The sequence below is a fragment of the Lutibacter sp. A80 genome, from assembly GCF_022429645.1.
In the GTDB taxonomy this organism is placed as follows: Bacteria; Bacteroidota; Bacteroidia; order Flavobacteriales; family Flavobacteriaceae; genus Lutibacter.
In genome coordinates, this window is sequence record NZ_CP092480.1 from 2,515,852 (window position 1) to 2,529,120 (window position 13,269).

Genomic DNA, 13,269 nt, shown 5'->3' on the forward strand with positions numbered 1-13,269 from the left:
TTAATGATTATTACGAAAGTATAAAGATTAATACTAACTTCAAGTTAAAATTTTACCAAAATACATTGTCTTTTAATATTGGCAACACAACACCAACAACAATAGATGAAACTATAAGTATATAATCTCTTTTTGAAAATCTGAAAAAAGTTTGAAATATAAACCCTAAAATAAGTATTATTAATACTACAATTATTTGTGCTAATTCTACTCCTAAAGCAAACTCTAATAATGGTAAAAACTTATTTTCTGAAGAACCTATTATCATTTTAAAATATCCAGAAAACCCAAGACCATGAATTAATCCAAAAAAGAGTGCAAAAACTAAATTTGTATTTGTTTTTAATTGTTTTGTAGTATTTTTAACATACAAAATGTTAACCACCGCAGTAATAAGTATGGTTACAGGAATCAAAAACTCTACCCATTTTGTATCAACTGACACAATTTTGTATGCAGCCAATATTAGCGATAGTGTATGCCCTATTGTAAAAAGTGTAATTAACCAAATTAGTTTTTTCCAGTTTTTTAAATCATATACAACTGCCAATGCTACTAAAAATAAAATATGATCGTAAGCATTCCAATCCAACACATGAAATAAACCTTCTCTAAGAAAAAATATAAGTGTATCCATATAAAAAAATTTATGGATTCAAATATAGAAAAATTTACTTCCTTAAATTATTAGTTAAACCAATTATTTATAATCTTATTTTCTATTGGCGTTGCTGTTTTATGAATATACTCGTTTTTAGCTGCATTATATTCGTAATCTGCTCCCCATTCTTTATAATTTTCCGCTACTTGTTTAATGCTTTCGCAAACATATAAAACTTCTTGAGTTGTTATTGTTGGATGAATAGACATTCTTATCCATCCTGGACGCTCAACCATACAACCTCCTAATATTTGCTTTTCTATACCTTTTGAGGTGTTTTGATCTACATGTAATAAAAAGTGACCATATGTTCCTGCGCATGAACATCCTCCTCTGGTTTGCACCCCAAAACGATCATTCAATAATTTTACTATTAAATTAAAATGAACTTCTTCAATATAAAATGAAAAAATACCCAACCTATCTTCATGCTGTGGCGCTAAAATTTTAAGATTCGGGATTTTACTGAGTTTTTCAAAAACCAATTCATTAATTTCATGCTCTCGTGCCAATATGTTATCAACCCCCATTGCTTCTTTTAACTGAATGGAAAGGGCTATTTTTATGTTTTGTAAAAAACCTGGGGTACCGCCATCTTCTCGGGTTTCAATATCGTCTACATAATCGTGATCGCCCCAAGGATTGGTATAATTTACTGTTCCTCCTCCTGGATTGTCTGGTACTAAATTTTTATATAATTTTTTATTAAAAATTAACACTCCTGATGTTCCTGGACCTCCTAAAAATTTATGGGGTGAAAAAAATATGGCATCTAAATACATTTCTTTGTCTTCTGGATGCATATTTATGTTTACATAAGGCGCTGAACACGCAAAATCAACAAAGCATAAACCTCCGTTTTGATGTATAATTTTTGCTATTTTATGATAATCTGTTCTAATTCCTGTAACGTTAGAACATGCCGTTATTGAGGCTATTTTTATTGGACGGTCTTTATATTGATCTAATAATTTTTGAAAACTCTCAAAACAAATTAAACCTGAGTCTTGACAAGGGATTATGGCTACATCTGCTATGGTTTCTAACCAAGATGTTTGATTGGAATGATGTTCCATATGTGTAATAAAAACAATAGGCTTTAACAATTCTGGTACTTTTGTATATTCCTTTATGTTTTCTGAAACTTTTAAGCCTAAAATACGTTGAAATTTATTTACAACACCGGTCATTCCAGTACCATCTGTAATTAAAACATCGTCTGAATTTGCGTTGACATGTTTCTTTATTATAGTTCTAGCTTTATGGTAAGCCATTGTCATTACAGAACCGGTAATAGATGTTTCCGTATGTGTATTGGCTACAAATGGCCCAAATTCATTTAATAGTTTTTCCTCTATTGGCCTATACAGTCTTCCACTAGCTGTCCAATCTGTATATATAATTTCTTTTTCTCCATATGGAGATTGGAATGATTGATTAATTCCAACAATGTTATTTCTATATTTTTGAAAGTAGATTTCTAATTCAGAAAGACTCATTATTTAAGCTATTTTATTTACTAATATGTACTATAATGGAACTAAAAAGATACTCGTTTTATTTGTTAAATGAGTATCTTTTTAAACCGTAATTTATTTAAAATTATTGTTATATTTTTAACTCATCAAACAATGCAATTAAATCTTTTGATGATGGTCTAGGTGCATCTGAACTAACAATATTCCCCTCTGGATCGATTAATAAAAATCTAGGTATTCCTTTAATTTTGTATTCTTGAATAAAATCTGATTTCCAATTATTATCTGCAAATAACTGAACTCCTCCTAATTCTTTTTCTGAAACCATAGTTTTCCAAGCTTCATGATTTTTATCTTCATCTATTGAAATACTTACAAATTCTATATTTTTTCCGTGGTACGCTTTTTCAACTTCTTTTAAAAATGGAATTTCTCGTTTACAAGGTGCACACCAAGTTGCCCAAACATCTACATACACGTATTTCCCTTTTAAATCGTCTAATGAAGTTGTACCTCCTTTAAAATTTTCGTAATCTGTAAACTTTGGTGATGCATTTCCTTTACCTAAAACGGTCGCTAAATAGCGTCTTTCTTTATAAGTAGAAGCTATATAATTTGTTAAACGGTCTATTTGTTTTTCTTGACCTGAAACAAAAGCGGTATCTGTTATTTTAGCTTCAGTCAATAAATTTTTAAACTTTGAATTTATACCTTCTATTTTTTCATCAAAACTCGCTTTTTCTAATGTAAATAAAGAATCATCTCCTAATACTGTTTCTTGTAAAAGTGCTACAGCCGCTATATAATTGTTTTCATCTGATCCATTACCTGTATAAGCAAGTGTTTCGTCAAATTCTGAGGTGTTTACTTCTAAATTTAAATCGTACCCATTTTTTAAATAAACTGATGCTTGTTCTGTTCCATCAAATAAAACATAGTTTCCTTCTTTTACTTTTAAAGTATCTGAAAATGTTCCATCTGATTTTACTTTAATAGTTTTTAAAATTGTTCTTTGAGCAACTATTAAAGAATCTGAATTTGGGTTTGTTATTGTTCCTGTTAATGTTACATAGTCTTTTGGGGCTTCTGGTTTACACCCTATAATTAATAAAACTGCACTAACTACTATTACTATTTTTTTCATTCTTATTGTTTATTATTAAATTTTGAAATTCCTTCTTTTAGCCAATCATGGTATTCGTCTGCATCTGGTGTATAACCTGCTGGATCTATTAAATTTTCTTCATTATGATCCATTAATACGTAAAATGGCTGTGCATTTGCTTTGTATTTTATTGTTTGAAACTCACTCCATCTCTGACCTATATATTTTAATTTTTTTCCAGGTCTTAATTTTGATTCTATTTCCATTCCTTTTGGCAAAGGGCGTTTATCATCTACATATAATGAAATTAATATAATATCATTCTTTAAAATTGGCAATACGTGGTCTTTTGCCCAAACATTTTGCTCCATTTTTCTACAGTTTACACAAGCGTGGCCTGTAAAATCTAACATTACTGGTTTTTTAACTTTTTTAGCATACGCCAAACCTAAATCGTAATCGTTAAAAGCAAGTATATTATGTGGCGCCATTAAGTGTGCACCTTCTGGTAAATCTCCATGACTACTTGTTGAAGCACCGGCTTCTCCAAGTTTTTTAAACCCAACTCCGTAAGGAGATTCGCTATAATGTTGTGCTGGTGGAAATGCGCTAATTAAATTTAATGGTGCTCCCCAAAGTCCTGGAATCATATAAATTGTGAATGTTAATACTACCAATCCTAAACTTAATCTTCCTACTGAAATATGTGTTAAAGGTGAATCGTGTGGTAATTGTATTTTTCCAAATAAATAAAATGCTAACGCTCCAAAAACTGCAATCCAAATTGCTATAAATACTTCACGCTCTAACCAATGTAATTGTAATACTAAATCGGCATTTGATAAGAATTTAAATGCTAATGCTAATTCTAAAAATCCTAAAACAACTTTTACTGTATTTAACCAACCTCCAGATTTTGGTAATGAATTTAACCAACCTGGAAAAGCTGCAAATAATGCAAATGGAATTGCCAATGCTAAAGAGAATCCTAGCATACCAACAATTGGACCTACTTGACTTCCTCCTGCTGCGGCTTCAACCAATAAAGTTCCAACAATTGGACCTGTACAAGAAAATGACACAATTGCCAAAGCTAATGCCATAAAAAAGATTCCAATAATTCCTCCTCTATCTGCTTGTGCATCTACTTTTGTTCCCCAAGAACTAGGTAATGTAATTTCAAAAGCTCCTAAAAACGAAACTGCAAAAACTAATAATAGTAAAAAGAAAATAACATTAAACCATACGTTGGTTGAGAGGGCATTTAAAGCATCCGCTCCAAAAACAGCACTTACAAATATTCCTAATAAAACATAGATAATTACTATAGAAACTCCATAAATAATGGCGTTTTTAACACCTTTAGCTTTGCTTTTACTTTGTTTTGTGAAAAAGCTAACTGTCATAGGTATCATTGGGAAAACACAAGGTGTTAACAATGCTGCAAAACCTGAGAAAAACGCAATAATAAAAATAGTTAATAAACTTTTATTAGTTGATTCGTCTTGTTTTTTTACTGCAGTAACAGTTTCTTTTGTTGCTGTTTTAGGGCTTTCAATTGCTGCTGTTTCACCCGAAATATTAAATTCTAAATCTACAAATGTTGGTGGTAAACAACTAGTATCATCACAAACCATAAATTCTACTTCTCCTGAAATTTTTAAAGTATTTTCGGTTTTTAATTTAATACGTTGTTTAAAAATAGCTTCGTTTTCAAAGTATTTAATTTCCATATCAAAAACTGGGTCATGAACGGTATGACCTGTTTCTTCTGTAACATTGTCTACTAATTCAAACTGATCTGTAGGTTCAAATGTAAATGTGGTTGGTATTGGCCCATCTTGGGGTACACTTTGTGAATACAAATGCCAATTGGCTTCTATTGATGCTTTAACTATTAAGTCGTATTCCGTATCAGTGATCTTCTCTACTGCTGTTGTCCATTTTACTGGATCGTGAATTTGGGCATAGCTTCCCGAAAAAAGTAATAAAAGAGATAAAAATGATATTATTTTTCGCATAGTATTAATTGATTTTGCTTGTTTTAAGGTTTCAAAAATAAACATTATTACTTACTAAGACGTTGATAACATTATTTTCCCCTATTTATTAGTGTTAAACTTTTCTTAATAGCTGTTTTAACTAAATTTTGATTATAAAAATTTATAGGGAATGTGAATTGACTTTCGATGTATTTATATAGCAAAAAAAACTTACTATATGAACCCTTTTTCTTTTGCTTTCAATATTAATTCTCTGTCATCATTTTCTTTTACTTTAAACAATGTTTTCAATTGCTTTTTTCTTTTTTCTAAACCAGCCAAAGACATTGGAATAATTTTAGGAAGTTCTTTCATTTTAGTTCCAATAGACATTTCGTATAATAGTTGCCTATCTATTTTATCAAGCTTATAATCAATCGAAGCTTGTTTTCTAAACAATTCTAGTACAGATTTACTATAATATGGAGAGCCATCTAAAACCGTTTTTATTGAAAAAACAAGTTCCTCTTTATTGATATCATTTTTAATTAAAAAACCATCTGGATTCACATTTTTTAATATTACTTGTATTCTATAATTATCGTTAAAAGTGGTAGCAACAATAATTTTACATTTTGGAAGTAATTGATTTATTCGAACACCTAAATCTTCACCCGACAAGTATACCCCATCTGTAGATGGTGGTAAAGATATGTCTAAAAAAACAATATCAATTCCTGTATTTTTCGAAGAGTTTTCAATTATTTCAATTGCATCATCACAATTTGTTGCGATAGAAATTTCGAATTTAGTAGTTGGCTTTTCTAAACTGATAAATTCAAAAGCGCTTTTATAAGCATCCGCAATAATTGGATGATCATCAATTATTAATACTTTATATGTTTTTTCCTTCATTTATTATTTGTATTGGGCAAGTAACAAAAATAGTAGTTCCTTCATTTTTTGAAGAATTAATTTTAATATTTCCATTAATTTTATGAACTCTAGAGTTCATATTTTTTAATCCGATCCCTTTTCTTTTTTCTTTAATATTAAAACCAATTCCATTATCTTTCACTAGCATTTCTATACTATTATTCTCTAATTTAATGTTTATTTCTACAAAAGTTGCATTTGCATATTTAATTATGTTTTGCAATGCTTCTTGTAATATTCTATATAAATTAATTTTTACAATATCGTCTATATCATCCCAATCAATAGTTTCATCACAATAAAACACATGTTCAAATTTTTGTAAATTACTTCTTTCATCAATTAAATCTTTAATAATTTTTGAAAAATTCTCTTTAGACGATAATATTTCATTTTTTAATTCATGTGAAATAGTTCTAATTTCTTTTTCAATATTCTGAAGCTCATCAATATAATTTTTATGTTTTTCAATGGTAGCATTATCTGCTGCAATATTTAAAAACCCCAGCCCCAATCTGGTTCCAAAAATTTTACCTAAAACACCATCGTGCAAGTCTTCAGAAATTCTGTGCCGTTCTTTTAAACGTTCTTCTTCTAATTTAGTTTGTTGTTTTATCATTAAAGATAAAATTTCTTGATTGGATTTTTGTTGTTCTTTTTCAAACAATAATTCTTTATTTTTTATTCTTTGCACCCGCATTATATATGCAAAAGAAAAAAATATAATCATTAAAAAACCTCCCAATAAAATTAATAAATTTTGTTGAGAAAGTTTCTCTGTTTCTTGAATATATTCATCTGTTTCAAAACGTAACCTAGTAAATTTATTTCTAATCTTTCTATCTTCAACGTGTAAGCTATCACTTAAATGCACATATTCGTTTAAATAAGTATTAGAATTTTTCATATCTACTTTTGAAAGTAAGAGTAGCGTTTCTAATTTATCTCTATTATTTTTAACCTGATCTGCTAATCCTAAAGCTTCATTTGCATATTGTACAGCCAAAGTTGTATCTTTTTTTACAGCATAAAACTCTGATAAATGCCTTTTACAAATAACCACTCCAGAAATATTTTTTAAACTATCTCTAATTTTAAGTGATTTATACAAACCTTCTACAATATTTATAGTATCACCTCTTAAAAACTTTGTATACGCCATATTATCAATAAGACGTGCATAAAAAACAGGGTCTTGATTTATTAAATTTTTATTTTTTAATGCTTTATCAAAGTACTCAATAGCTTTTTCGTAATTATTAAGTTTTTGGTAGGTTAAACCTAAATTACTATAGCTTCCTTCTTTATATTTATTCTTAGTTTTAACTTTAGTTAAATACTCTAAAGCTTTATTATGGTAAAAGATAGCACGATCAAACTCTTCGAGTTCTATATAAATTAAACCTAAATAATTATAACATTGGTATAATTTATCATAACGTTTAACCTTTTCGTATTTACTTATTGCTTCAAAAATTAAAATTTCACTTCCTGTATAATCTTTTAACCGACCTTGTATAAACGCCATGTTGTACAACATATTTGCGGCATAATAATTATGTTTAGCAGCTTGAAAATTTTCATAAGCCGTATGAAAATGAAAATACGCACTATCTGTTACTTGCAAATCGGTATAATAGTTTCCGTAATTCCAATGTGCTTCCCCTATTTTTAAAAAATCATCTATTTTTGTGGCTACTTCCAATGATTTTATATTTGCTTTTACAAATAAAGAATCAAAATTTAACCCTTCTGTTTGGTAGGCTATTTCTGCAAAAAAGTTATTTTTGATAGAATCTGAGCTTACATCTAAAGTAGCTGTATAAGCTTTTTCTAAAGCTCTTTTTTTTTGAATTTTAGTTGTTTTAAATTGTTTGGATTGTGCTATCCAAAATACAATACTATCATTAGCTTTAGTTTGCTTATTTTTTGATACTACATTAGATTTTTCGCAGCAAAAAAATATCGGTATAATTAATACCAACATTAACAATTTAATTAATACTATGTAGAATTTCGCTTTAATTTTAACAACGGTTGTTTAAAACAAAGCTACTAAAAAAAGCCTTAAACTTTAGTTTAAGGCTTTTAATATTTATTATTACTAATAATTTATTTTATGTAAATACAATTAATCTCTTGTTCTAATAATATCTGCTGTTCCATCATCTCCAGTTGCTTGTTCTTGAGCATATAATTGTTCTACTTCATCATTGTCTGAAGTACAAGATAAAGCTAATGTTGAAACTACTAATAAAGCGAAGATAAATTTAATTGATTTCATAATAAATGGTTTTTTATATTGTTTATATTTTATTCTGTTTTGTTAATTACTACGGTGTAAATGTAGTACTTAGAGTAAAAAACACAAGATTGAATACCCATTTATTAGTGAAGACATGTCGTTTGTTAGCAAAGACAAGTTGTTTGTTAGAAAGACGGTTAATTCTCCACTTTAAGGTAGTATTAAATAAAAAAGAAACACAAAACTTCAGCAAAATTAAAACTTTTATTTTACAGAAATATAAGAATATGCTGTTAAAGATTTATTGATTTTTTCAATTGCAGAAATATAAGTTTTAGTAAAAGGCACCTCTATATTTGTTTTACTAATAGTACAAGTAGATTTACCATATTGAATTCTTGAAATAAAATTTTTATTTATAATATAGCTTTTATGAATTCTATAAAAATTATTTGGTAATATCTCTTCAAACGTTTTAAGTGTTTTATATGCATTTATAACAGTACCGCCATCCATATGAAAATCTGTTGTATTATTATCTGCCTTTAAATACAATATTTCATCTGTTTTAAGATATTGATAATCTTTATATGACTTTAAACAGATATTTTTACCAAACTGCCTTTGTCTCTTTTTTTGTAATTTTATTATTGTTTTTCTAATTTCTACCTCAGACAATGGATTTAATAAAAAATCGAAAAAACCATTTTTTATAACATTATATATTTCTTTTTTAGAGGAAGAAATAGCTATAAAAATAGGACTGTTATTATTAAATAAGTTTAGTTCTTGTACAAACTCAAAAGGATTTTTAAAAACAGTATCAATGTTAAAAAAAACCACATCAGGGGTTTCTTTTAAAATAATATTAGTTGCATTTACTGGTTTTGAAGAAGTTCCAATACAATCAAACTCAGGATAATCGTTTAAAACATCCGTAATACTTTGAACAGTATTTAAGTCATCATCTATAATAAAAACGTTGCACATTTTGAATTAAGCAATTTAATTTTACCAAAAATACTAAAAAATAACATACAAAATTGTATGGTTTAACCCCACTTTTTTTACGGATAAATAATTAAATAGTATATTTTATAGTTTTAAATTTGACATGTAAGAAAAAGTTAGTAGATAACTTTCTAAAATTTATAGAGCCAGGTATGTAAAAAATACCTTAAAAATCGAAAACAAAATGAAAGAAAAAAAACACCTTACTAATAATGTTGAAGATTTTATAAATAAAGTAACGCTTAAATTAACAAAAAATCACCAACAAAACAATTACCCTGAAAATATTAGAGGCCTATTTGAACGTTTAGGTATAGAATAAATATAAAAATTTACCCCCCCAAAGCAGTAATCAGTAATTAACAAATTAATTAAAACCCCGAATTATAAATAAATTAATTGTTACTTACTAAGAGCTATGAAAATTAAGAAACTCCGTTAAAAAATATTTAGCGGAGTTTTTTTTATGCTATATAAACACAACTTAAATTATACACCCCTAACTTCCAATAGGGTTAACTAAAGTTAAACTTCTCTATTTTAAAGAGAATAAATAAACCTCTCAAAAAATTGTTAAGATAGCAAATACTAAAAAATCACCCCAACACAAAAAAGGTTAGAGTGATTTTAAAAAGGAACTCAAATAATTATGATGGATATATTATTATATTTTTAGTTCATTAAAAAGCTCAATTAATTTCTTAAACGAATACCCATGACTATAAATGTTTAGTACCAGAATATATAAAAAAGGGAAAATAAAAAAACTTTTTTCAATCAAACATCTGATAATCAGTGCTTTTAAGTTTCTTTTATTTTCCCTTTTTAACAAAATAGTACCTCGAGTGGGAATCGAACCCACACTCCCGAAAGAACTGGATTTTGAATCCAGCGCGTCTACCAGTTCCGCCATCGAGGCTTTTTAAATGCGAGTGCAAATTTATAATTTTTTTTTATCAAAACCTTAAAAAAATCACGAAGTTGTTTAATAACTCTATAATTAATTTTAAATTTGCGGCTCAACAAACAACAACACAACTTAAAAATGGGAAACAGTCAACTAGCACCAAAAATATTTGCTTGCAGACAAAGTCAGGTTTTAGCTAAAAATATTGCGGATTCGTACGGATTAGAACTTGGAAATGTTAAAATTTCACAATTTAGTGATGGTGAATTTCAGCCAGCACTAGTAGATTCCGTTAGAGGACGGCGTATTTTTGTGGTAGGTTCTACTTTTCCAGACTCAGACAATTTAATGGAAATGCTTCTAATTTTAGATGCAGCAAAAAGAGCATCAGCAAGGCATATTACTGCTGTTATACCTTATTTTGGTTGGGCAAGACAAGATAGAAAAGACCAACCACGCGTTGCAATTGGCGCTAAACTTGTAGCAAATTTATTACAAGCAGCTGGAGCTACAAGAATTATGACCATGGATTTACACGCAGATCAAATTCAAGGTTTTTTCGAAAAACCTGTCGATCATTTATATGCTTCAACCATATTTTTACCATATGTAAAAAGCCTTAATTTAGATAATATAACTATTGCATCTCCAGATATGGGAGGTTCTAAACGTGCTTATGCATATTCTAAATACTTAGAAAGTGAAGTGGTAATTTGTTACAAACAACGCCTAAAAGCAAATGTAATTGATACTATGGAACTAATTGGAGAAGTAAAAGGTAGAAATGTTATTCTAGTTGATGATATGATTGATACCGGTGGAACACTTGCAAAAGCAGCTGATTTAATGATGGAAAAAGGAGCTTTAAGCGTTAGAGCTGTCTGTACCCACCCAATTTTATCTGGTAATGCTTACGAAAAAATTGAAAACTCTAAACTTCTAGAATTAATTGTTTCAGATACAATTCCTTTAAAAAGAGAGAGTTCTAAAATAAAAGTTGTATCTTGCGCGCCTTTGTTCGCAGGTGTTATGCATAAAGTACAAGAAAACACCTCAATAAGTGGGCAATTTTTAATGTAATTAATTAATATTTAAATAAATGAAATCAATAACAATCACAGGATCTAAAAGAGAAAGCGTAGGTAAAGTAGCTACTAAAGCCTTACGTAATGCTGGAAAGGTACCTTGCGTATTATACGGAGGGGATAAACCATTACACTTTTCAGCTGACGAAGTATCGTTCAAAAATTTAGTGTACACGGCTAACGTATATACTGCAATGATTGAATTAGATGGTACTAGTTACCATGCAATTTTACAAGATATACAGTTTCACCCTGTAACAGACAAAATTTTACACATAGATTTTTACCAACTATTTGACGATAAATTGGTAACAATGAACATTCCAGTAAGACTAGTTGGAACTTCTCCGGGTGTAATTGCTGGTGGTTCTTTACGTTTTGCAATGCGTAAATTAAGTGTTAGAGCTATACCAGCTAATTTACCAGACTTTATAAATGCTGATATTTCTAAATTAAAAATTGGTCAAAAATTGGTTGTTTCTGAATTAGCAAATGATGAATATTCAATTTTACACCCAGAAAATACAGTAGTTGTTCAGGTTAGAACTGCACGTAGTGCTGTAATGCCAGAAGACGAAGAAGGTGAAGAAGGTGAAGAAGGAGCTGAAGGTGAAGAAGGAGCTGAAGAAGCTGCTGCTGAATAAACTAATTATTTTAGTATTTAATATAAAAGCGTTGCATTTGCAACGCTTTTTCTTTTTACTACTTTTGCTGTATGAAAATTTTTAAAAATTTAAAGTTAATTTTCACATCAAAAAAAGAAAAATCTACTCAAGAACTTATGAAAAAATTCTTAATTGTTGGCTTAGGAAATATTGGTGCTAAATACGATGAAACTCGACACAATATTGGATTTAAAATTTTAGATACTCTAGCTTTAAATGAAGGCATTACTTTTGAAAGTCAGAAATTGGGTGCTATTGCCTCCTTTAGATTTAAAGGAAGAACATTTATTCTATTAAAGCCATCTACTTATATGAATTTAAGTGGAAAAGCTGTAAAATATTGGATGACAAAAGAAAATATCCCTATCGAAAATTTAATGGTAATTTGTGACGATTTAAATATAGATTTTGGCGTAATTCGTTTAAAAGCTAAAGGAAGTGACGGAGGTCATAACGGACTAAAAGACATAAACAAGATATTACAAACCCAACAATATCCACGTTTTAGGTTTGGTGTTGGAGATGCATTCTCTAAAGGGCGCCAAATTGATTATGTTCTAGGAACCTGGAATAATGATGAAAATAAACAACTTCCAGAACGTATAGCTAAATCTTGCGATTTAATTAAATCTTTTGGTACTGCAGGCTTAAATAATACAATGAATACTTTTAACGGTAAATAAGCCCACACAAAACTTCTAGTTTCGAAAAAAAACTGACTTTAAATACACTTATTTAAACTGCATTATCACTTGCAAACCATTCTGCATGTGAACTTGCAGTTTCTTGTAATTTTAACGAGTGTAAATGAATGGTTTCAGGCAGTCTGTTTTTTATTTTTTCAGCAAAATCAATCAACATCATTTCACTTGTAGGTTGATAATCAACTAGAATAATGTTATGCCCTCTTTTTTCAAGCTCATTTGCCAACTCTAAGTGTGGTGTATTTTTATTAAAAACAGTAGCGTGGTCAAATTTATCGACAATTTCAGATAGTACAATTTTTTTTAAATCTCCAAAATCTATTACCATTCCCAATTTTACGTTTGAAGTATCGCTAATTGGTTCTCCTATAACTGTTACAGATAGTTTATAACTATGTCCGTGTACATTTTTACATTTTCCATCATAACCATATAAAGCGTGTCCAGTTTCAAAATCGAAATGTTTTGTAATTCTAATTTTACTCATTTT

The 13,269-nt window shown here is 28.8% G+C and carries 13 protein-coding genes and 1 tRNA gene; 4 read left to right on the forward strand and 10 right to left on the reverse strand.

Going from position 1 to position 13,269, the window contains the following annotated elements; translation table 11 throughout:
- Positions 1-52 precede the first annotated feature (52 nt).
- The 8 genes from MHL31_RS10285 to MHL31_RS10320 form a co-directional block, all read right to left on the reverse strand.
- On the reverse strand, positions 53-637 hold the full coding sequence (locus MHL31_RS10285) for a HupE/UreJ family protein (protein ID WP_240225868.1): 585 nt from the start codon (positions 635-637) through the stop codon (positions 53-55).
- Between the two features lie 50 nt (positions 638-687).
- The gene (locus tag MHL31_RS10290) at positions 688-2,160 is read right to left on the reverse strand and encodes an aminotransferase class V-fold PLP-dependent enzyme (RefSeq protein ID WP_240225869.1); all 1,473 of its coding nucleotides are present in this window, start codon (positions 2,158-2,160) and stop codon (positions 688-690) included.
- A 109-nt stretch (positions 2,161-2,269) separates the two neighbouring features.
- Positions 2,270-3,283, reverse strand: coding sequence for a thioredoxin-like domain-containing protein (locus MHL31_RS10295; protein WP_240225870.1), 1,014 nt, complete (start codon positions 3,281-3,283; stop codon positions 2,270-2,272).
- Between the two features lie 2 nt (positions 3,284-3,285).
- Positions 3,286-5,265, reverse strand: a complete 1,980-nt coding sequence (locus MHL31_RS10300) for a protein-disulfide reductase DsbD (RefSeq protein ID WP_240225871.1) — start codon at positions 5,263-5,265, stop codon at positions 3,286-3,288.
- 195 nt (positions 5,266-5,460) lie between these two features.
- Positions 5,461-6,141 (reverse strand): response regulator, encoded by a 681-nt coding sequence (locus MHL31_RS10305; RefSeq protein ID WP_240225872.1) that lies wholly within the window; start codon positions 6,139-6,141, stop codon positions 5,461-5,463.
- The gene (locus MHL31_RS10310) at positions 6,122-8,149 is read right to left on the reverse strand and encodes a tetratricopeptide repeat-containing sensor histidine kinase (protein ID WP_240225873.1); all 2,028 of its coding nucleotides are present in this window, start codon (positions 8,147-8,149) and stop codon (positions 6,122-6,124) included. Before MHL31_RS10310 ends, MHL31_RS10305 begins: the two co-directional genes overlap by 20 nt.
- Before the next feature lie 144 nt (positions 8,150-8,293).
- A complete protein-coding gene (locus tag MHL31_RS10315; RefSeq protein ID WP_240225874.1) occupies positions 8,294-8,446 on the reverse strand; it encodes a hypothetical protein in 153 nt (50 codons plus the stop codon).
- 225 nt (positions 8,447-8,671) lie between these two features.
- Positions 8,672-9,397: a LytTR family DNA-binding domain-containing protein gene (locus MHL31_RS10320; RefSeq protein WP_240225875.1), complete on the reverse strand. Its 726-nt coding sequence runs from the start codon at positions 9,395-9,397 to the stop codon at positions 8,672-8,674.
- A 205-nt stretch (positions 9,398-9,602) separates the two neighbouring features.
- On the opposite strand from MHL31_RS10320, the gene MHL31_RS10325 reads away from it, so the two are divergent.
- On the forward strand, positions 9,603-9,740 hold the full coding sequence (locus MHL31_RS10325) for a hypothetical protein (RefSeq protein WP_240225876.1): 138 nt from the start codon (positions 9,603-9,605) through the stop codon (positions 9,738-9,740).
- 515 nt (positions 9,741-10,255) lie between these two features.
- On the opposite strand, the gene MHL31_RS10330 is transcribed toward MHL31_RS10325, so the two are convergent.
- Positions 10,256-10,337 (reverse strand) — tRNA-Leu (locus MHL31_RS10330).
- 126 nt (positions 10,338-10,463) lie between these two features.
- Here MHL31_RS10330 and MHL31_RS10335 point away from each other — a divergent pair.
- The 3 genes from MHL31_RS10335 to pth all read left to right on the forward strand — a co-directional run bounded on the left by MHL31_RS10335 (position 10,464) and on the right by pth (position 12,758).
- Positions 10,464-11,405 (forward strand): ribose-phosphate pyrophosphokinase, encoded by a 942-nt coding sequence (locus tag MHL31_RS10335; RefSeq protein ID WP_240225877.1) that lies wholly within the window; start codon positions 10,464-10,466, stop codon positions 11,403-11,405.
- 19 nt (positions 11,406-11,424) lie between these two features.
- A complete protein-coding gene (locus MHL31_RS10340; RefSeq protein ID WP_240225878.1) occupies positions 11,425-12,054 on the forward strand; it encodes a 50S ribosomal protein L25/general stress protein Ctc in 630 nt (209 codons plus the stop codon).
- 71 nt (positions 12,055-12,125) lie between these two features.
- Positions 12,126-12,758 (forward strand): aminoacyl-tRNA hydrolase, encoded by a 633-nt coding sequence (pth, locus tag MHL31_RS10345; RefSeq protein WP_240225879.1) that lies wholly within the window; start codon positions 12,126-12,128, stop codon positions 12,756-12,758.
- Positions 12,759-12,810: 52 nt separating this feature from the next.
- On the opposite strand, the gene MHL31_RS10350 is transcribed toward pth, so the two are convergent.
- Complete coding sequence (locus MHL31_RS10350) at positions 12,811-13,266, reverse strand: 6-carboxytetrahydropterin synthase (protein ID WP_240225880.1); 456 nt, start codon at positions 13,264-13,266, stop codon at positions 12,811-12,813.
- Positions 13,267-13,269 lie beyond the last annotated feature (3 nt).

What these genes read in the sequence shown, in the direction of transcription:
- MHL31_RS10295 (WP_240225870.1), bottom strand. Translation starts at nt 3,283, where the DNA reads ATGAAAAAAATAGTAATAGTAGTTAGTGCAGTTTTATTAATTATAGGG.
- pth (WP_240225879.1), top strand. Translation starts at nt 12,126, where the DNA reads ATGAAAATTTTTAAAAATTTAAAGTTAATTTTCACATCAAAAAAAGAA.
- MHL31_RS10315 (WP_240225874.1), bottom strand. Translation starts at nt 8,446, where the DNA reads ATGAAATCAATTAAATTTATCTTCGCTTTATTAGTAGTTTCAACATTA.
- MHL31_RS10350 (WP_240225880.1), bottom strand. Translation starts at nt 13,266, where the DNA reads ATGAGTAAAATTAGAATTACAAAACATTTCGATTTTGAAACTGGACAC.
- MHL31_RS10320 (WP_240225875.1), bottom strand. Translation starts at nt 9,397, where the DNA reads ATGTGCAACGTTTTTATTATAGATGATGACTTAAATACTGTTCAAAGT.
- MHL31_RS10300 (WP_240225871.1), bottom strand. Translation starts at nt 5,265, where the DNA reads ATGCGAAAAATAATATCATTTTTATCTCTTTTATTACTTTTTTCGGGA.
- MHL31_RS10325 (WP_240225876.1), top strand. Translation starts at nt 9,603, where the DNA reads ATGAAAGAAAAAAAACACCTTACTAATAATGTTGAAGATTTTATAAAT.
- MHL31_RS10285 (WP_240225868.1), bottom strand. Translation starts at nt 637, where the DNA reads ATGGATACACTTATATTTTTTCTTAGAGAAGGTTTATTTCATGTGTTG.
- MHL31_RS10335 (WP_240225877.1), top strand. Translation starts at nt 10,464, where the DNA reads ATGGGAAACAGTCAACTAGCACCAAAAATATTTGCTTGCAGACAAAGT.
- MHL31_RS10340 (WP_240225878.1), top strand. Translation starts at nt 11,425, where the DNA reads ATGAAATCAATAACAATCACAGGATCTAAAAGAGAAAGCGTAGGTAAA.
- MHL31_RS10290 (WP_240225869.1), bottom strand. Translation starts at nt 2,160, where the DNA reads ATGAGTCTTTCTGAATTAGAAATCTACTTTCAAAAATATAGAAATAAC.
- MHL31_RS10305 (WP_240225872.1), bottom strand. Translation starts at nt 6,141, where the DNA reads ATGAAGGAAAAAACATATAAAGTATTAATAATTGATGATCATCCAATT.
- MHL31_RS10310 (WP_240225873.1), bottom strand. Translation starts at nt 8,149, where the DNA reads ATGTTGGTATTAATTATACCGATATTTTTTTGCTGCGAAAAATCTAAT.